General features: G+C 35.2%; 18 protein-coding genes and 3 pseudogenes. 10 read left to right on the top strand and 11 right to left on the bottom strand.

Translation table 11 applies throughout. The annotated features are described in order from the left end of the window. Positions 1 to 354 precede the first annotated feature (354 nt). Positions 355 to 789, top strand: a complete 435-nt coding sequence (locus WH390_RS12125) for a DUF4041 domain-containing protein (protein ID WP_052044946.1) — start codon at positions 355 to 357, stop codon at positions 787 to 789. 142 nt (positions 790 to 931) lie between these two features. Here the strand turns inward: WH390_RS12125 and WH390_RS12120 are convergent, their stop codons facing one another. Continuing rightward, the gene (locus tag WH390_RS12120; RefSeq protein WP_032116286.1) at positions 932 to 1,717 is read right to left on the bottom strand and encodes a TOBE domain-containing protein; all 786 of its coding nucleotides are present in this window, start codon (positions 1,715 to 1,717) and stop codon (positions 932 to 934) included. Between the two features lie 310 nt (positions 1,718 to 2,027). Here WH390_RS12120 and WH390_RS12115 point away from each other — a divergent pair, with 310 nt between their 5' ends. The 5 genes and pseudogenes from WH390_RS12115 to WH390_RS12095 all read left to right on the top strand — a co-directional run bounded on the left by WH390_RS12115 (position 2,028) and on the right by WH390_RS12095 (position 6,655). After that, a complete protein-coding gene (locus WH390_RS12115) occupies positions 2,028 to 2,174 on the top strand; it encodes an AcrZ family multidrug efflux pump-associated protein (RefSeq protein WP_032116287.1) in 147 nt (48 codons plus the stop codon). A gap of 294 nt (positions 2,175 to 2,468) precedes the next feature. Continuing rightward, positions 2,469 to 2,942: pseudogene (locus WH390_RS12110) on the top strand (iron-containing alcohol dehydrogenase). Between the two features lie 107 nt (positions 2,943 to 3,049). Then, positions 3,050 to 3,883, top strand: coding sequence for an SDR family oxidoreductase (locus WH390_RS12105; RefSeq protein ID WP_032116288.1), 834 nt, complete (start codon positions 3,050 to 3,052; stop codon positions 3,881 to 3,883). A 339-nt stretch (positions 3,884 to 4,222) separates the two neighbouring features. After that, on the top strand, positions 4,223 to 5,431 hold the full coding sequence (locus tag WH390_RS12100) for a serine hydrolase (RefSeq protein ID WP_032116289.1): 1,209 nt from the start codon (positions 4,223 to 4,225) through the stop codon (positions 5,429 to 5,431). 354 nt (positions 5,432 to 5,785) lie between these two features. After that, positions 5,786 to 6,655 (top strand): hypothetical protein, encoded by an 870-nt coding sequence (locus tag WH390_RS12095; protein WP_032116298.1) that lies wholly within the window; start codon positions 5,786 to 5,788, stop codon positions 6,653 to 6,655. Positions 6,656 to 6,760: 105 nt separating this feature from the next. Here the strand turns inward: WH390_RS12095 and WH390_RS12090 are convergent, their stop codons facing one another. The 3 genes from WH390_RS12090 to ybjG form a co-directional block, all read right to left on the bottom strand. After that, positions 6,761 to 8,128, bottom strand: coding sequence for an L-serine ammonia-lyase (locus WH390_RS12090; protein ID WP_406850590.1), 1,368 nt, complete (start codon positions 8,126 to 8,128; stop codon positions 6,761 to 6,763). 144 nt (positions 8,129 to 8,272) lie between these two features. Further along, entirely contained in the window at positions 8,273 to 9,583 is a 1,311-nt protein-coding gene (locus WH390_RS12085; RefSeq protein WP_032116300.1) for a serine/threonine transporter, read from the bottom strand. A 948-nt stretch (positions 9,584 to 10,531) separates the two neighbouring features. Beyond that, on the bottom strand, positions 10,532 to 11,140 hold the full coding sequence (ybjG, locus tag WH390_RS12080) for an undecaprenyl-diphosphate phosphatase (RefSeq protein ID WP_032116301.1): 609 nt from the start codon (positions 11,138 to 11,140) through the stop codon (positions 10,532 to 10,534). A gap of 105 nt (positions 11,141 to 11,245) precedes the next feature. Here ybjG and WH390_RS12075 point away from each other — a divergent pair. Further along, positions 11,246 to 11,535 (top strand): annotated as a pseudogene (locus WH390_RS12075) (recombinase family protein); the annotation flags it as partial. 141 nt (positions 11,536 to 11,676) lie between these two features. Here the strand turns inward: WH390_RS12075 and WH390_RS12070 are convergent. Beyond that, positions 11,677 to 12,060, bottom strand: a complete 384-nt coding sequence (locus WH390_RS12070) for a DUF4354 family protein (RefSeq protein WP_032116302.1) — start codon at positions 12,058 to 12,060, stop codon at positions 11,677 to 11,679. 552 nt (positions 12,061 to 12,612) lie between these two features. Next, positions 12,613 to 12,870, bottom strand: a complete 258-nt coding sequence (locus WH390_RS12065) for a GrxA family glutaredoxin (RefSeq protein WP_032116303.1) — start codon at positions 12,868 to 12,870, stop codon at positions 12,613 to 12,615. 160 nt (positions 12,871 to 13,030) lie between these two features. Between WH390_RS12065 and WH390_RS12060 the strand changes: the two genes are divergently transcribed. The 3 genes from WH390_RS12060 to WH390_RS12050 all read left to right on the top strand — a co-directional run bounded on the left by WH390_RS12060 (position 13,031) and on the right by WH390_RS12050 (position 14,854). Further along, the gene (locus WH390_RS12060) at positions 13,031 to 13,360 is read left to right on the top strand and encodes a DUF1418 family protein (protein WP_032116304.1); all 330 of its coding nucleotides are present in this window, start codon (positions 13,031 to 13,033) and stop codon (positions 13,358 to 13,360) included. Between the two features lie 131 nt (positions 13,361 to 13,491). Next, complete coding sequence (locus tag WH390_RS12055) at positions 13,492 to 13,986, top strand: YbjN domain-containing protein (protein WP_032116305.1); 495 nt, start codon at positions 13,492 to 13,494, stop codon at positions 13,984 to 13,986. Positions 13,987 to 14,215: 229 nt separating this feature from the next. Beyond that, the gene (locus WH390_RS12050) at positions 14,216 to 14,854 is read left to right on the top strand and encodes a hypothetical protein (protein WP_032116306.1); all 639 of its coding nucleotides are present in this window, start codon (positions 14,216 to 14,218) and stop codon (positions 14,852 to 14,854) included. A 326-nt stretch (positions 14,855 to 15,180) separates the two neighbouring features. Here WH390_RS12050 and artM read toward each other — a convergent pair whose 3' ends face one another. From artM to WH390_RS12025, 5 genes and pseudogenes are all read right to left on the bottom strand, one after another. Then, positions 15,181 to 15,840: an arginine ABC transporter permease ArtM gene (gene artM / locus WH390_RS12045; protein WP_032116307.1), complete on the bottom strand. Its 660-nt coding sequence runs from the start codon at positions 15,838 to 15,840 to the stop codon at positions 15,181 to 15,183. Further along, the gene (artQ, locus tag WH390_RS12040) at positions 15,837 to 16,577 is read right to left on the bottom strand and encodes an arginine ABC transporter permease ArtQ (protein WP_032116308.1); all 741 of its coding nucleotides are present in this window, start codon (positions 16,575 to 16,577) and stop codon (positions 15,837 to 15,839) included. The genes artM and artQ overlap by 4 nt, the downstream gene beginning before the upstream one ends. A 12-nt stretch (positions 16,578 to 16,589) precedes the next feature. Beyond that, positions 16,590 to 17,333, bottom strand: a complete 744-nt coding sequence (gene artJ, locus WH390_RS12035) for an arginine ABC transporter substrate-binding protein (RefSeq protein ID WP_032116309.1) — start codon at positions 17,331 to 17,333, stop codon at positions 16,590 to 16,592. Between the two features lie 10 nt (positions 17,334 to 17,343). Beyond that, positions 17,344 to 18,081, bottom strand: coding sequence for an arginine ABC transporter ATP-binding protein ArtP (artP, locus tag WH390_RS12030; RefSeq protein ID WP_032116310.1), 738 nt, complete (start codon positions 18,079 to 18,081; stop codon positions 17,344 to 17,346). Positions 18,082 to 18,210: 129 nt separating this feature from the next. Beyond that, positions 18,211 to 19,649 (bottom strand): annotated as a pseudogene (locus WH390_RS12025) (DUF2867 domain-containing protein). Between the last annotated feature and the right edge of the window lie 37 nt (positions 19,650 to 19,686).

Genomic DNA, 19,686 nt, shown 5'->3' with positions numbered 1-19,686 from the left:
TAGTAAATTTTATTGCAATTAATTTTAAAGGATGTAAGCGGTATTATGAGTGTAAAAAAGAAAATTTACACTAATCTACCGATAGTAAGTAAAAGTAAGGGATTAATATTTATAATAATTATTATTTAGTTGTTGTTTGAAAATTAAACTTATTTCGCCTTAAATAATAGTTATAGGACGTAGTTAACCTGCCAGGGATGGCAACCTATATTTTAAAGCTATGGTGATTAATATGAGAGGTAGATCGCTTTATTAATCGTTAGATAAAAAAGTTGTTTACTTCTTTTATCAGTTAATTTACCATTCGCAATTTCGTGTAGATCAAAGAAAATAATATTTTTAGGATTCAATGACATGACGTACAGTAAAAAAAATCTGTTTAGTGTATTATTGGCTATTATGATGTTGACAGGATGTGCGGGTTTCGCTAAAAAAAATAGCGATATCGATAGTCAGACAGCTGCGGTTGAATCTCCAGTCGACAAATCTGGAATATTATTTAATGGTATTATTATTTCCTCAACGAATAATCAATGTATTGATCATTTAAATCTACTTAAAAAAACTGAACCGGTTAAATATCAAAAATATATTAAAGATTACGTCATGATTATGGATGATATTAAATATTGGAATATCAATAAAAATATTATGGATAGTGATTCAAAAAATCTGTTAGCGATGGCGCTCAATACCAAGCTTGATTTATTATGTGCAAAGGTAAAATATAATAATTTTGTTAGCACTAAAAAGAAAATACAGAAGTTAGTTGATTCCTATCAAAAGTAGTTAATCTTCTATTATATGCATGATATCTATATTAATTTTTTATATTTTATCATATAAAAAGTTTAATTATTTGCTAGTTTAATTAAGCTTTTTATATCTTAAAATAAATTTTATCAAATTAATCTGATGCTATGGTTGGTAATTATTGTAGTGTTGCGATGATAATCTGGCTAGCGGCAAAAATCGCTGTCACTTTACTACCAATTTTTATCTTCTGTTCTGCTATTTCTTGATTTGACATGATTGAGCAAAGTAATAATCCATCCTCCAGTTTCACCTTAAGCTCACTATCTTTATCATCTTTTTCTATATCAGCTACCGTGCCAATTATTATATTATCGGCTGCTGGAGTTGTTGTTTGTTGTGGCAGCAATTTTATTGCTGGCGCTTTGATCAAAATTAAAACTTCTTTGCCAGCAGTTAAGTGTAATCGTTTGCTACTTTGCTTGGTTAATGATGCATTGATAATGGTGTTACTATTAGTTAACTGAATTTTGATATTTTGCTGAATTGAGTGGTTATCATACTCAATTAAAGTACCAAAAAATTGATTACGCGCGCTGGTTTGTAATGAAAAACGTGAAATTGCCGCCAGTAAGCTATCGAGCGGTAAATTTTCATCATTTAACACATGATAGGCTTGTTGCTGGATCTGTTTTAATAATCCATAAAGTTGCAATAACCGTTCGCCATAGGGTGTTAAAGTGGTACCACCGCCACCTTTACCGCCAGTTGCACTGGCAAGTAGCGCTTTATCGGCTATTTGGTTCATTTCGTTTATTGCATGCCAGGCGCTTTTATAACTCATGCCCGCCAATTGTGCTGCTTGCTTGATCGAACCAGAAGATTTTATATATAGAAGTAAGTTGATCCGCCGTGCGTCAGCAAATAGCTGATCATGACGTTTTAGCGTTAAGAAAATATCCATAAAAACAACCTTATTAGCCTAAACACGGTTAATTAATTTATTGTGTTATTACTCTTTGTTATATCAAATAGTGAGAATAGAATGAAGGCTTGTTGATTGTTTCTAAGAAATATCTGCTGATAGAGAATTAGTATTGTTAAAATATAGTAATATCTGTCACTAACCGTATTATTGGTGTAAAAAAATGAAAATATCTAGTGCTAGCCTTCAAAAGAGAAAATAAATAGAATAATCTAAGTTATAAGGTTACTATTTAGTTATGTTCATATTTTACGTAATTGAATAGATCATTATTTTGCTGAGGCTCTCAATGCTAGAAATTTTAAAAAGTATGCTTTTTGCACTGTGTATGGTGCCTATCGTGATGGGCGGCATTATGTTATTAATTTATGGCATTGGCGAGCTTTTTAACATATTGTCGAAGGCACAGTTCCGTCATTCAAAAAAACAACATTAATTCGTTTATCTTCTCTTGATAGTTAGCCAACATTTTTTGGCATTGCCTGAAAAAGTGTTTTATGCTTTTTCAGGCGCTTTATTATTTATTTTTAATCTGAAATGACATATTTAATTTAGACATAACAAATAGCTCAATTATCTCACCGTTCTCTATTCTTTGCTGTTTATTACTTGATCGGCAATAAGCTTAATACTCTATTTAATGTCGTACAGATGCCAAAATATTAAATAAAACAATCCTTTTAAGTTTAAAGGTATAAATAAACTATAAAACTATAAATTGACCAAGTGATTGCGTCGAGCGGTTAATTATTTATTAGATCTACAGGCGCACGAAAGTATTGCTTATGCGCAGTTTCTGGCCGGGATGGCTTTTAATAATGCTTCACAGGGATATGTACAAACCTTAGCCTGGCAAGTGAGCCATTTTTATCATCAACCGTTAACAATTTGCAATGCCGTTTTGTTGCCTTAAGTGCAAGCTTTTAATTTAAAGGTAGTAGCGAAAAAGTTAAAAAATATTGTTGGAGCAATGGGTATTCGAGTTGCTCATATGACCGATCAACGTGGTGCAGAAGCTTGTATTGCTGAAATAAGGCGGCTAAATTGTGATCTTGGTCTGTCTTCGGGACTGAGAAGATTGAATGTTCAGGATAGTGATTTAGCTAAATTAGCTCAAGCCGCATTAAAAAGTGCCACCGGTATCACTAATCCTGTTCAGGCTAATATGACTGATTTGATCACTATTTATCAATTAGCAATGTAGTCTTCATTTTATAACTAATTATTGTTAGAGAATTGTGATCTTTGAATTATATTAATAAGTAGGTAAGTATAATGTAACTACTGAGTTGATCGGAGGTGGTGAGATTTATGAAGAAGGTCGCTATCATTGGTTTAGGCTGGTTAGGATTACCCTTGGCACTTGAGTTAATGCGGTCAGGAATGGCAGTGGTTGGTAGTAAAACCACGTCAGATGGTGTAAATGCAGCAAGGATGTCAGGTATTGATTGTTACCAGCTTCGGTTTACGCCAGATATTGAATGTGAGGCCGAAGATCTGGAACAGTTAATGAATGCTACGGATGTGCTGGTTATTATGTTACCGGTCAATAAAACCGCTGAAGGTGGTATTGGTTATTTGAAGGCGGTACAACTTTTAGTTGATACTGCACTTTCTTACGCTATACCACGTATTATTTTTACCAGTTCAACATCAGTATATGGTGCACAAAGTGGAACTTTAAATGAAGATGCTAAGTTATATCCTAATACCGAGGAAGGCAAAACGTTGGTCGAGGTAGAAAATTGGTTACACCAATTGCCAAATATATCGGTAGATATTCTTAGGTTAGCGGGTTTAGTGGGTGAAGCTCGACATGCAGGACGGTTTTTAGCTGGTAAAACAGCCTTAACTGGCGGAAATGAGCCGGTTAATCTTATTCATCAAGATGATATCATTACTGCGATAAAATTATTAATATTACGGCCAGAGGGTGGCAATATTTATAATTTATGCGCACCTGAACATCCGGTTAGATCATCTTATTATACTGCGGCGTCGCAACGGGTAGCTTTACAACCGCCAGAGTTTATTGCTGAATCAACGCCTATTATAGGGAAAATCATTGATGGTAGCCGTATTTGTAAGGAGCTTGGTTTTGAATATAATTACCCTGATCCTGGCAATATGCCAATGAGTTTATAATTAGTGAATTGATTGTAAGATATATTTGCAGCTAGGCCGTTTGCAAAATTGTCGGTTAGCGCCAAAAATTAGTAATTAAAGGCTTTTGGGCTGATTTATTTGTGCCATCGGCGAACAACTATTGCCTGAAGATTATCGGTTTTTCTGCTTATGGTGAGTAATTATATTATCTCAATTTTATCAACTGAAACAGTTGACAATCCATTTTTTCTACCTCAATTTGTGTAGTAGATCAAAGATAGCGATATTCTTTATGTTTTTTAGCTAACTGTAATCATTATAAGCTCTTTATAGTAGCATACTTGATATATTTTAATCAGAAAGCGCGGGAGATCGATAATGAAAAAGAGCTTGATGAAAATAATTAATCGTTTGACAACTGGATTAGGTCTATTATTTATTTTTGTTTCCTCGATGAATGTTCATGCCGATGGATCGCAGGTTACACCGCAACTTGATGTAAAAGCTTATGTACTGATGGATTACCATAGTGGCAAAGTTTTAACAGCCAATAATCCAGATGAACGTTTAGATCCAGCTAGTTTAACAAAAATTATGACCAGTTATGTAGTGGGTCAAGCAATTAAAGCGGGTAAAATTAGCGTTAATGATCTGGTCACCGTAGGAGAAGATGCTTGGGCAACCGGTAATCCTGTTCTACGAGGCTCTTCTTTAATGTTTTTAAAACCCGGTGATAGGGTTTCAGTGCTGGATTTAAATCGTGGTATTGTCATTCAATCTGGTAATGATGCCTGTATTGCATTGGCTGATTATGTTGCGGGCAGTCAAACTGTTTTTGTCGATCTCATGAACCAGTATGTTACCTCATTAGGCTTAAAAAATACTCATTTTAAGACCGTACACGGCTTAGATTCAGAAGGCCAATTTAGTACTGCCCACGATATGGCGGCATTGACTAAGGCATTAATTAGAGATGTGCCGGATGAATATTTATTACACAGCGAAAAAGTGTTTACCTACAATAAAATTAAGCAATACAATCGCAATCGTTTATTGTGGAGCAAAAGCTTGCAGGTGGATGGGGTCAAGACTGGACATACCAGCGGGGCGGGGTATAATCTTATCACTTCGGCAACGAATGGTCCAATGCGATTAATTGCTGTTGTGTTGGGGGCATCGAGTGATCGCATTCGTTTTACCGAAAGTGAAAAGCTGCTAAATTGGGGATTTCGTTTTTTTACAACCATTGTTCCTATAACGGCAGATAAGCCATTTACTACTGAAAAGGTATGGTATGGTAACCAGTCTACGGTATTATTGGGAACTGAAAAAGATGCAGCAATCACTATCCCGAAAGGAAGAGAACAAGACCTAAAAGCGACCTATAGCCTGAACTCAGATTATCTCAAAGCTCCATTAAGCCAAAATCAGGTGGTTGGGACAATTAATTTCTTTTTAAACGATCAATTGATTGATAAACGCCCGCTCGTAGTGAAACAAGCAATAGAGCAGGGTGGTTTTTTGAGTCGATTATGGGACTATATTGTTGTCACTATTTCCAGTTGGTGGCATGCATTATTTGGTTAGTTAAATCGTTAGATTATAAAAAAAGACCTGTGGGTCTTTTTTTATATAATTAATTTTAATAAAAATAAATAAATAGTTATTAAATTAAATTAGATTTATATTTAATTAATATTTAAAAGTTATTTTAATATAATATTATTTATTCATTATAAATTTATTTTTTATTTACAGACAAACTTCATTGCGACGTGAAATTAATTAACTCATAATTGTTTTAGGTATTATAAAATAATAAATAATTATGTATTAATTTAAATTATTTTAATTTTGCCTATTAATTACTTCGGATTAACAAAAAGTTATTCCGCATTCCCTATTTTTTATTAAATAAAATCTTGTGATGGAGTTTGTGTAATGGATACTGATAAATTTAAAGTCAGAAATCATAAATTAAAAGGAGAGATGAAAAATAAAATAAAGGAAAAAATAAAATTCGGTCCTTCTGTAACGGTAAATGATAATGGAGCTGTTGTAACAGTTAGAGCGATTAACAATATTAATATAGTAGTAGCGGATGGTGGTAAATCACAGATTGGCAATATCACTTCGGGTAAAGAAAACCACATTACGGCAACAGCAAAACAGCATGGTAATGCAGAGATAGGCGATATTATTGCCTGTGAAAAGAATACTATTAGACAAACGGCTAAAGAGAGCGGTCGCTCAATTATTAAGAATGTTACTGCGGGTAAAGAGAATGATATTACGGTAACAGCAGTACAGTATGGTAGTGTAGGGATCGGTGATGTCACAGCAGGTCACAATATTAATATAACGGGAGCGTTATCATGTGAAACACCGGCAGTGGAAAAACCGTGTGTGTATCCAGAGCAAGTGCTGACGGAGGATAGCCCAACAGAGGAAAGCCCGACCGTGAAAACACCATCGGTGGAAGAACCGTGTGTATGTCCAGAGAAAACCAAGGAAAACCTAACAACGCAATCACAGATAGATCTAGCCCCAAGATTGGGTGTGCAAACTCGTAAATCTGCTACTGATAACAATCTAATTAATATAAATTATAATCAAATAAATATAATTAATATCGATAGTTATAGTAGCTTTTCTATTGAAGGAAATATATTTGATATTAATATGCGAGAGGAAAGATTGGGGCAAATAATGTCAGAATTTAAAAATAAAGAATCGACCGCTTATAATATCTGTACTCCAGTGCCTATCAGCAATCAATGCTCAAGCATATATGTGCCGCAAGTTGTTTGACATGTATACTAATATAATAGTGAATAAAATAATTTATTAACATTGAATAAGCCAGTTGTTAAAACTGGCTTATTATCTAATTGTTGTAACAGTTTATTAAATAGTTTAATCGCAATATGTAATTTTAATCGCTAACCCACCTTGTGAAGTTTCACGATATTTGGCATTCATATCTTTGCCGGTTTCATACATGGTTTCAATTACTTTATCCAGACAAACACGCGGATCACTAACCCGACGTAAAGCCATTCGGGCAGCATTAACCGCCTGAACTGCTGCAATCGCATTACGCTCAATACAGGGAACCTGGACTTGACCGCCAACCGGATCACAAGTAAGCCCAAGATGATGTTCCATACCAATTTCTGCTGCGATACAGACTTGGGCAGGACTCCCTCCCATTAATTCGGTTAGCGCAGCTGCAGCCATAGAACAGGCCACACCAACTTCACCTTGACAGCCAACTTCAGCACCAGAAATTGAAGCATTCATTTTATAAAGGGTGCCGATAACGCCAGCAACCAAAAAGAAGCGGGTATAGGAATTTTCGTTAATGGGGCGAATAAATTTATCATAATAAGAAAGTACGGCTGGAATAATACCACAAGCACCATTGGTCGGTGCGGTAACCACTCGTCCACCGGCTGCATTTTCTTCATTGACTGCCAAGGCGAACATATTGATCCAATCAACAACTGCCATCGGATCCGTTGTCGTATTATCGGAGGTGACTAGCATTCTTCTTAATGCTGCTGCACGGCGTGGTACCCGAAGTGGGCCTGGTAATAGACCTTCGGTATTAACACCTCGTTCGATAGCTTGCTGCATAACCTGCCAAACTGCATCGAAATGAGTTTGGATTTCTTCTTTACTACGTAGCGCTAATTCATTTTGCATCACCAGTGCAGACAGTGAAAGGCCGGTATCTTTACAGTGCCGTTGTAGATCAGCTGCTGACTGGTATGGGTAAGGTACTTTAACCGGCGATCCACTTTCTTGACCAAAATGCTGCTCATCAACGATAAAACCACCGCCAATAGAATAATAGGTATTACTATACAGTTTATCTTCAGCTGCGAAAGCGGTAATTACCATACCATTTTCATGCAGTGGTAGATTGGTGGTATGAAAATTCATACCACCTTGTGTAGGAAAATCCACTACATGTTGTCCATTGGCAAGTGATAAGCGCTGAGTTTGTTCAACATTTTTAACAAAAGTGGAGATAGAATCGATAGCTACCGTATCGGGTAGATTACCGGCTAATCCTATAATAATGGCAATATCAGTGGCATGTCCTTTACCGGTTAAAGATAATGAACCATAAACATCAACGCTAATACGCTTTACAGAAGTCAGAATCTCTTTTTCAATTAGATCATCAACAAATTGTTTCCCGGCTTTCATTGGTCCGACAGTATGAGAACTGGATGGGCCAATGCCAATTTTAAAAATATCAAAAACACTACTCATATTTTATTCGCCTCCTTGTTAAAGGCGCTAATTTTTAGTAATAAGCTGGCCGAAGAGTTGAAGTTAATATTGCGGCCTTACGATATTTGGGAAAGCTAATTCGTTTATTCCAATAAATCAAAGCCATCCCAAAATCATTAAACGTTAAAGAAATAATTTATATACTGCAGCTGAAATAGCGATAATACCGACAATGACTACAAAAATATTACTAATATGACCAGAATACTTACGCATAGCGGGTATTCTACTCATTGCGTACATTGGCATCATGAATAATAAAATTGCAATAACAGGTCCACCTAAACTTTCAATAATGCTCAGAATACTTGGATTTAAAGTAGCAACTAACCAGGTAGTGACTAACATAAAAATCGCAGTTGCTTTATTTAGTTTTTGGATATTGATTGTTTTACCTTTTGCCCGATAAGCACGTTCAACCAAACCATTAAAACCCTCACGCGCACCGAGATAATGTCCTAGGAACGATTTTATAATTGCGACGAAGGCAATTAGTGAAGCGGCAAATTTAATAAAAGGTTTATCGAAATAGCCAGATAAATAGTCGAGGATACTGATGTTTGCCGCTTTTGCTTTTACCAAATCAGCAGGAGATAAAGTAAATACACAGCTAAAAACGAAAAACATTACGGTTATAACCATTAAAATATGTGCTGAAGCTAAAATTCGAGAAGCTTTTTGATCCGCATGCTCGCCATATTCTTTACGATTAGCAACGGCAAATGCAGAAATAATAGGTGAATGGTTAAATGCAAAGACCATAACAGGGATAGTTAACCAAATCGTAACCAACATACTCTGGTTATTTTCGGTACTATCCATATTAATATTGGAGAATGAAAGTGTTTCTAATGCAGCGCCATGCCAGTGAGGGATCATATAGAGTGAAAATATCACCAAAACCGCAATAAACGGAAATACTAGCATACTCATTATTTTGACTATATATTTCTCACCCAGGCTAACAATAGCCATGATACCACCGACAAGAACAAGTGCTAATAGCCAGCGTGGTGGAGCATTAAAACCGAGGAGTTCAACGATGAAATTCTCGACATTATTGGTAATTGATACGCCATATACCAATAAGATAGGATAAATAGCAAAAAAATAGAGCAGTGTGATCCAATTACCGGAAGAACGGCCAAAATGTTCTTCTACGACCTCAGTAATATTGCCATTAGGTTTTGAGCCGGATAATACAAAACGGGTTAAACCGCGATGGGAAAAAAAGGCCATTGGAAATGCGAGTAACGTCATTAGAATGACGGGTAATAGGCCACTCATACCTGCGTTAATGGGTAAAAAGAGTACACCAGCACCGATCGCGGTGCCGTATAAACCTAACATCCAAACTGTATCATTTTTACGCCAAACTTTTACGTCCTGGTGTGCATATGAGGAAGTGATGGAATCAACTCGAGTTGTATCCATGGTAATCTCCAAAATATAAAACGAGAAACAAAAAATAGTAAATTTTTAATGTATGAAAACCGGTCAATATAATTATGATTGCAGGTATATTTATACAATATTCTTTATCTACATAAACAAAATATATAGTTAAAGTTTATGTAAATAAAGTAACTGATTATTCTAGTAAAGGTTAATTGCGATACTATACCACATTATGGTTTAGTGTCATTATCACAATACTGTTTAGAATCAATTTTATTTGTTTTTTTATATGTCAAAATTATATTTTAGTTTTTCAGACGCAAATCTTATTATTTATCGGTATAAAGTTCCGTGATCAGCATCCCAAAAGTATAATCATCTATAGTTTGTTGTTAATGAGTGTAAGTTTTTTTGTTTATATTTTGTTAAATTTAGCTATTCTTAGTTAATATTTACTTAAAAGTTGTTTTAATAAATATGATTAATCATTCAGTTAATAAGCTCAATTTTTGATAAAAATATTTTTATTAATTTTTATAATGTATATAAATAAACGGGCAATTTACCGATAATATTTGCCGCTTTCACTTAGTTATAATCATTAATTGATTTATTGTTGGTTATTGGCTGTTTCCATTTTAAACATCATATTATTGTTTTTTTACTTTTGTACGAAAAATAGTTTACTTTTATTAACTTGCCATTTAGATTTCATAGTGAAATGATTTCATTCTAAGATATAACCGTTATAAATTAATAGCCTGAATTTAAATGATAAATGGCATAAATATTAAATCTAGCAATGTTTAATTCTATTTTAGTAAAATCAGATAATGTTATTTTATTTAGGTAACGCTTATCATAAATAATTATCTGCTTATTTAACTTATTAAAAATGTTGAGTGATAAAATAGCCTCGTTAAAATTGATAACTTATTGAATTAACAGAGGCTACTTATGTATATATTTAAATTATCTTAGTATTCAACCTCTAATCCAACCTTTTTTAATTAAAGGCGAAAATAAGATTTGATAAGCTTTTATTATATATGGTAGTAATTTATCACCACCAATTTTCCAGATTGTTTGACTAACTCCACAAGCTATAATCGCAACCAAAAATGCGCCTGCCATATCTAAAGGCCAATGTACACCGAGAAAAATTCTAGCCCACGCAATTGTGAACGCTGGTATAAATAATAACAGCCCAATCCAATTTCTTAACCAGAATAAAAAGCCAAAAGCGAAGGTAAAAGCAATAGTAGCATGATTACTGGGAAATGATGGTGTTGGGGCATGAGCAAGAAAATGTTGGCCTATCCCCAACATAAAAGGTCGTTCTTGTGGGAAAATTACGCCAATAAAACCGGAAATAGCTAAACCGATAATAACTGCGAGAGCGGTTTTACAGACAAACACTCTTTGGCGAACTAGATTTTTCGATGATCCCCAAAGCCAGCAGGCAATGGTAATTAAGGGAAATATAAGAATGAGTCGTTTAGCCAAAAAAATTGCCAATGTTAATGTACCAATGGATGTAATTGGGGTGGCATTAATAAAACTAAACAAACTTAAGTTAATATAGTTTAGCAAGGTAGAGCCCTCATTGAATATGTATCCTGATTATTTATATTAGATAGCCAAGGGTAAAATGTCTTTTACATAGGGTAAAGTAAGTTTGGTAATATTTTTATAAAACTTATTCATTTATTAAAAGAATTCGATGCTCAGTGCGTGGGCGTCCGGTTTGTTGATGATGGGACAAGCAGCTGATGGTGAAATGGGAAAAATAGTCGGCACCACTCTCTGTACTGTGGCTCAGGTTTAACAACGGAGAATACTGGCGCGCACGAATCAAGATAGACAGGAGGGGAAGTTTAAAAGTATCGTTTTGGCCGCAGGCGTACCATCAATAGCAACATTGTGTTGGCCCTTCATCAGAAAGGCACTGGCCAACAGAAATTGTCCGTCAGCTCAATGTTGCCTGATCTACGGTTTATAAAATTGTGAAATACGAAAAGGCCGCTAGAGCGGCCCACATTTACATAATAACAATATGATAGTAAAAGATTTTATATATCATATAGCCCTTGCAAATGATACCCTTTTTGTATGCGCTTAGTCGGAGATTAGCATTGCGAAGACCATTTTACGAATTTGGCGTTATAGACAGATTCATCGTCGCTGACGAAGGTGGCTTCTCCCGCTTTTGGGCTGTCTTTCAATATTCCCAGTAGCTCAGCATGCACTAGCCGTCCATCAAACTCTTTGCCTTTTTCATTGAACGCTTTGTAGCAGCCGACATCACCGGTTAATTCAATTGGCTGATCAATTACACTATATACAACAACATTAAATGTTTTTTCATACTTCGGCTGCCCTTCAATCACCACCGTACCTTCTGAGGAGGGAATAGCTTGGATGATCAGTTTATTATGTAAATCTTTTGCTGCTATGGAAGAAAATGAGAGTAGAACAAGTGAAGAAAGAAGGACCTTATATACCGTTTTCATTGACAACCTCCTTTATGAACATGAACATGAACAATTAGTCATTTATTCGGCAGCGAGATTACGGGGTAAATAAGAGTAAAACAAGCGAAGAAAGAAGAACTGTAGCTACGTTTTTCATTAACTTCCTTCTTCATGAACAACTAGTCATTTATTTGGCAATCAGATTTGAGGTAAAACTTAAATCCTGACTTAATGGATATTATTTAATGCTTACTACGCGGTTATAATTTTTTTACCTAATTTGCGGCAATTTGTATCCATATTGGTAATCACGGTGGTGAACGTCAAATTATTGTAACCTTGCAAGGTCGATTAGATAGTATGAATAAAAAACCGATAGTTTAAATAGGACATAATTTAAACTATCGTATTCCTCAATAATTTGGGGACATTCAAAGAAAAGCAGTGGCATAAGTTAAGACTATTTATTATTCATAAAGTTCTTAAAGAAGAAAAAAAAGCATTTTTTGATCAAAAAATGCTTTTATGATTTGTGCCTGAAACTTAACATATAAAATTAAAATAGAAAATAATTTTAATGAAATCAGTTAATTAAGAAATAAGATGTTTTTTTGCGTAGGCTTCAAAGTCTGTACAACCACCAATATGTTGCTCATCAATAAAAATTTGCGGAACAGTCTCAACAGGTTTACCCGCTTTTTTAGCTAAGTCAGCTTTAGTGATTCCCTCCGCTTGTATGTCAACATAATTATAATCAAAATCATCACGTTCATGTTTTAATTTTTCTGCTAATTCTTTTGCTCGGACGCAATAGGGGCAACCAGAGCGACCAAAAATGACAGTAAACATCATATCTCCTTCAACTAAATTTTATTTATTATCTACAGTTCAATTACTATGCCTATAGTTAGCGTCAAAAAAAGCACAATTTATATTTATTGCTATCTGAAATGTTAACAATTACCTAATATAACAGGATAGTGTTTTTTAACAGGAAACATAGATTGTTATGAGCAAAAAAAAATTATCCGCTATGCGTTCTTTCGGTGATATGCCTAAATTTGTGATAATACTCGAAGTTATTGGTTTATTATTACTGTTATTGGTCTATTTAGTGATAAATAACTATATTGAATTAGCTGCTTTATTTATGAAAAAAGGTGTTTTGCTTGCTATGATTATGCTAGCAATTGGTTGTATGATACCGGCCATCGTTCATATTGTTTGGCGGGCGCTGCCTAAGCTTAGTTTTTTCGGCATTGACCAACAAAAAAATAGTTCGGAACATCACCAACGCAAGCTAAAAGCTAAACAGTGTAATCATCGCAAGATGGATTAAATTATAAGTAGGAATGGCTCGTTAAATATGATTTAACATGATAAAATATGGTCTGTTTTTGGTTTAAGATGATAGATAGCGAATTTTCTTAGGTAGAATTGTTAGTATTTTGTGCAAAATAAGGTTAATTAATGGATTCGATTTGTTTCCCTGACATAGCTAAATTGCGAGAGTGGCTTGTTCAACTCAAAACTTCATATTTTGAATGTGATAATTGCCAGGCATTGCATTTGCCACATATGCAAAATATTGATGGTATTTTCGATGCTAAAGTTGATATTGTTGAAAACATATTAGTTTTCTCTGTTTTGGCTGAACTCAAACCGACATCGATTATTACCCTATTAGCAAATTTAAGCCAAATTAATGCCAGCTCATTAACGGCGAAAGCATTTATGGAAATTAATGATGAAAATTTGCCTAAACTAGTGGTTAGTCAATCTTTTTCGTTATTGGCTGGCATGACTTGTAATCAATTCTCCAGTTTCCTTCAGCAAGCAGAAGAGCAGATGGCGGCTATTATTTTTGAAGTTTATAACAATGATCTACTGTATAGCGGTCAAGAAGATATTGACGATGAAGAGCTATCAGAGCGACCTTTACCTGCCCGCTTTCTGCTACATTAAGTTATAAAAATAGATGCAATCGGCATCTGCCATTCATGTGGATGGATAATGGATTATCTATTTTACATTTATGAAGATTAAAAGAATAACAATAAATCTCAGACTATTTATTACTTTAAAAGGTCTGGCTATTTTGCTAGATTCTTTTTATTCCTGTTAACCGCTTCGTTTGCATTTTATCTACCAAATAATATTTGAATAATAACCGCTTTCTAAAAGGAATTAGAATATGATCAGTTCATCGCAATCTGCTAGTGTCAATAATATTGAATCTTCCGTTGCTTCCAGTCCTAATTTTGATCCGATAAAAGTAGAAATCGATAAAAAAATCGACAATAAATTTGTATTGGTTTTTAGTGGATTTTCTGGCATGGGATATGAAAATACAGAAAAATTACAAGACTATATAACAAAAGAGATAAAACAAAATATTGATGAGCATGGGATTCATAATTTACTTATTGTTGCCGGCGCGACTCCTGAAGGTATTGGCTGTGTCTATGATATTGCTAAAAATTTAGGGGTAAGCACTTTTGGCATTGTTTCACAACAAGCTTCAACAAATAGCCTATCAAAAAATTGTGAGAGTGTTATGCAAATAAAGGATCCAGATAACAGCTGGAAAGTTTTGGATGATTCTGGTGATTCTTATATGGTATACGCTGCAAGTAAAAATGGATGTTTTTTAGCGTTTGGTGGTGGCAGTGTTACTCTAAGTGAATTAGAAGAAGCGGCTGGCAAAGGTATTAAAACAAAAATTTTTCCTGAGTTTTTGCCAGATCCAATTAATTTAGACGGTAAATTAGCGCAAGGAAAAACAATGGCTGAAATATGTTCAATACAAACAAAATATACAAAAGAGATATAGTATAAAAATAATCTCTCCAGCTGATTTACATAAACGAATAAGGCAATATATTTAGCCCGCCATTTATTCTCAATAGCTAGGGTAGTTTGTTATCTTACAAAATGGAGTGATTATTTTAATTGTAAAAACTCTCAGTCTCTTGATGGTTATATTGAATTAAACAAAAAAACATTTATCAAGTGGTGTTCAGTGTTATTGATATCTTACATATTATAGATTTTAGACGTTAAAGATTAGCACACATTGAACACATCAAGTCTTTGCGTAATTAGTTAAAAAATTACCATAAATATAGCCTTCTTTATTAGAAGGCTAGATTTATTTGGTTAAATTTTTTCAAAAGATAAAGTGTATTGTTCAAGCCAACGCATTAATAAAGTCAAAATGCCATTCACGCATAAATAAATAATTCCCGCTGCAATAAAAACATCGACATTATAAGTTTGGCCAAAAATTTGTTGGCTATATCCCATAATTTCTAATAGCGTTATGGTACTTGCTAGTGAAGTGCTTTTAAAGATAAGGATCACCTCATTAGAATAGGATGAAAGTGCACGTTTAAGCGCGTAAGGCAAAATAATTCTTAGGGTTTGGTAATTTGACATACCTAACGCCTGACAAGATTGCCAGCTAGCTTTAGGAATTGCTTTTACTGCACCATGAAATAATAAGGTGGAATAGGCGGCGCTATTAAGCGCTAACAGGGCACAAACCCATGGAGTAGAAATCAATGCCCATAATGCAGGGTACTCTTTTAGTGCGGGAAATTGACCGGGTCCATAGTAAATCAAAAAAAATTGAACCAGCAAAGGAGTGCCGGTAAATAGCGTAATATAGCCTTGAATAATAGCTGAAAAAATCGCTGTTTTTAACGATAAAATAATAGTCAAAAATAGTGCTAACAAAAAGGCAATCAGTAACGCGCATAATGTTAATGATAGACTGGTTGGTAAGCCTGGCAGCAATGACATGATTAAATCGATCATTTTGCGACTCCCCGTTCAAACTGAGTTGTGCGTAATTCAATGCGGCGTAAAATAAATTGACTTACCAGGGTGATAACCAGGTAGATTAATGCCACAATTAAGTACCAAGTAAAAGGTTCCTGAGTACGATTGACAATCGTTTTGGTTTGCAACATCAAGTCATTTACGCTAATCAGTGAAACCAATGCAGTATCTTTTAGCAATACCAGCCATTGATTGCCTAAGCCAGGTAATGCATGACGCCACATTTGGGGCATAATAAGCCGTAGGAAAGCAATATTTCGATTGAGACCCAATGCATGAGCTGATTCCCATTGGCCGGATGGTATCGCTTTTAGGGCGCCTCTTAAGGTTTGCGATGCATAGGCGGCATAGAGTAGAGCAAGAGCAACAACACCACAAAAAAAAGGGATAAAATCGAATTCACTATTTTGTGGGAAGAACCATTCAGGATCAACTTGCCAGGTTGTTTGCCAGAAAATGAAATTAATATTAATGCCGTCACCTAACAACATAATAAATTGTAATGTGCCATAGTAAACGAACAGCACAACTAATAATTCAGGTAATCCGCGAATTAAAGTCACCCAGCAAGAACCAAGCAAGGCTACAGGCCGCCAGCGAGCAGATTCCCAAGCAGTAAATAACAGGGCTAATAATAGCCCTAGTATCAAAGCGATACCAGCAAGAGTAATCGTCAAACCGGCGGCATTTATTAGAAACAACAGATTATTCATCACGATAATCGACTATTTTTGCAACCATTTTTGATAGATAGCATCATAGGTGCCATCTTGTTTTAATTGTGCCATCGCTTTATTTAATTTATCTAGCAGCGCTTTGTTTCCTTTGCGTACCGCAATACCCAGACCCACACCAAAATAATTAGCATCTGTTATTTTTTCACCCACGGCGGCAAGGTTTTCGTTACCTTTTGTTTTTAGCCATTCCGTTGTAACAGCGGTATCTCCAAACACAGCATCTATACGGCCATTTTGTAAATCGAGGATAGCAGTTTGGTAATTATCATACGGGACAGCTTGCATCTCTTTATGCTGTTGGCTGATATATTTTTGATGGGTGGTTCCATTTTGCACGCCAACTTTTTTACCTTTTAATAATGATATTTTATTAATTTTATTTTTTACTGCGATAAATGTTGCTGAGTTATTATAATAACTATCAGTAAAATCAACTTGTTTTTGCCGCTCTGGGGTAATATCAATTCCAGCCATCAAAGCATCAAATCGACGCATTTTCAAACTGGGGATTAAGCTATCAAAAGATTGATGAGTAAATGTACAGTTGGCATTGAGTTTTTTACATATAGCATTGGCCAGATCAATATCAAAACCGACAATGTTATTATTGGCATCAATTGATTCGAATGGGGCATATGTTGCTTCAGTTGCAAAGCGTATCGTCTCTTTTGGTGAGGCTAGTACTGATATGGATAGGCTGCATAAGATAATAGCTAACAGTGATTTTTTCATTACGTTATTCTCAATGAGATGAATGGGATAGATAATTTTCCAAGCCTTGAGTTTGTGGTCTAGTGAAACGATCAATATCGCCTTGCTCCACAATTACCCCTTTTTCCATATAAACTATCTTGCTCGCTGTTTTACGGGCAAAATCAATTTCATGAGTCACTATCAATTGGGTGATGCCCGTTCTTGATAATTCCTGTATAATATTAACCACTTGGGTTGTAATTTCAGGATCGAGAGCAGCTGTTGGTTCATCAAATAACAGAATTTCAGGCTCCATCATTAATGCTCTGGCAATTGCCACTCGCTGTTGCTGACCTCCAGAAAGATGCAATGGGAAACGATTAGCACATTCGGTTAACCGTAAACGGTGCAATAAATTTTCTGCTTTTTCTTTAGCTGCTGCCTTAGTTAAACCTAATACTAAACAAGGCGCTTCAATCAGATTTTCCATTACGGTCAAATGTGGCCATAAGTTATATTGTTGAAATACCATCCCCACTTTTTGTCTTAACGCTCTGATTTCATTTTTTTTGGTTTGGCATGAAAAATCAAAATGGTACCCAGCGATGTTCAGTTGGCCTGAACGAGGCATCTCTAGTAAATTGAAGACACGTAATAATGAGCTTTTACCAGCACCGCTTGGGCCAAGTAATACCATCGTTTCACCCGTTTCACATGTCAAATTGATATTGTGTAGGGCTTGCTCTTCACCATAAAAGCAATTAATTTGTTTTAATTGAATACACATGCTAAAAATATGAATAAATAAACAAGTTAAACAATGATAATCTTAATGGAATAGTTATGCAATATGTGATTTCTGCAAATAGGCTAATATTGATATTTTATAAGGCACTTTGGCTTTATTAAGCTAATTTTATTGTTTTTTATGCATTATTAATGCAATTTTATTAATTTTTTTAGCCATGCCCTTAAATATAAAACGATGAATTGGGCTCATGATTAGCCAATACATTAGTCCTGAAAAACCGGCAGCATGCCACCATGCTCTGACATCTAACGTTCGATATTTGCCACAATCCTTGATGGTAAAAGTTAAACGGCCTAGCCCCGGTGCTTTCATACCAAATAATAGAGTTAATTGATGTCCGGGTTTGATATTAATCACTTTCCAGCTATCGATCATGTCGCCTAAATATAATTCCTCACGTATAGGGCGGCCATATTTTACTTTGTTGAGCATTAAATCATCAATCAAGGCGCGTAATTGCCATAAAATATTGGCGTAGAAATATCCTTTTTTGCCACCAATTTGTTGCACGATTTGCCAAATAGTCTGGCTAGTAGCACGGGTTGTTAGGGTAAAACCGGCATCTTTTGGATAATAACTATATTTGTCACACCATTTTGTCTTTAGGATTGGATCTGAGCCCCAATCCGCTTTATTAATGGCATTAGGCGAGTGAATAAACGCTTGTTTGATTGCTTCATCAACGCTAAGCAATTTTTGTGGAATAAGCTGTTTTAACGCTTGATCATTAGCTGGCAGATTGTGCTGTAGCCCTTGAATTAACCTTTTGGTAATAGAGGGAGAAACTGAAGTTATTAGGCTAATGAATTGAATGGAAATTAATCTAATTGGGATAGGTAGCGGGATAAGCGGTCGATACTTACCGCTTGTCTGCATAAAGCGCTTGAAGAGTGTTTGATAATCAATATATTCCGGCCCACCAGCATCAAGTATACGATGTTCATTAGTTTTGGATGGGCTATCAATTGCGTCAGATAGTACAGCATGTTTTCTAAAGCAATAGGACAAGATTTTGACCTTACCCAACGTGGGGGAGTGAGAATGAATAAGTTGTAAGTCATATCCCGAATTATTTCATAAGGCGCGGAGCCCGCACCAATAATAATTGGTGCCCGAATTTCTGTCAGCGGAATTTTACTTTCACGTAAAATTTCTCCGGTCAGTTTACGTGCCATCAGGTGTTGTGAATGACAGCAATGGTTTTGTAGTGCGCTTAAATAGATAACTTGTTTTACTTGAGAGTGCTTGAGTACATTTTTAACATTAAGAGCAGCCAGGCATTCTTGTTCAATAAGATTATTATTAGCTGCCATACTGTGAACAAGAAAGTAAACGATATCAATATTTGTCATAATATTGTTTAAGGTTTTGGCTGCGAGTAAATCAACATAACAACATTGAGTATTTGGCCAATTTTGTGCTCTAGCCCAATCAAGTTGACGTGTTGCTGCGGTGATCATATGTCCTTGTTTGATTAACGCGGGGATCAGATTTTGACCAATATAACCGTTAGCACCAAGTACTAAAATCCGTTTTTTACCCATGTTTGGTTACCTATTTAGCACCAGAGTGGTTGGCAGA

Origin of the sequence: Candidatus Arsenophonus nilaparvatae (assembly GCF_045346035.1) — a bacterium.
Classification (GTDB): domain Bacteria; phylum Pseudomonadota; class Gammaproteobacteria; order Enterobacterales; family Enterobacteriaceae; genus Arsenophonus; species Arsenophonus nilaparvatae.
The sequence above is the reverse complement of the archived record's forward strand: the minus strand, read 5'-3'. Positions and strand labels throughout refer to the sequence as shown.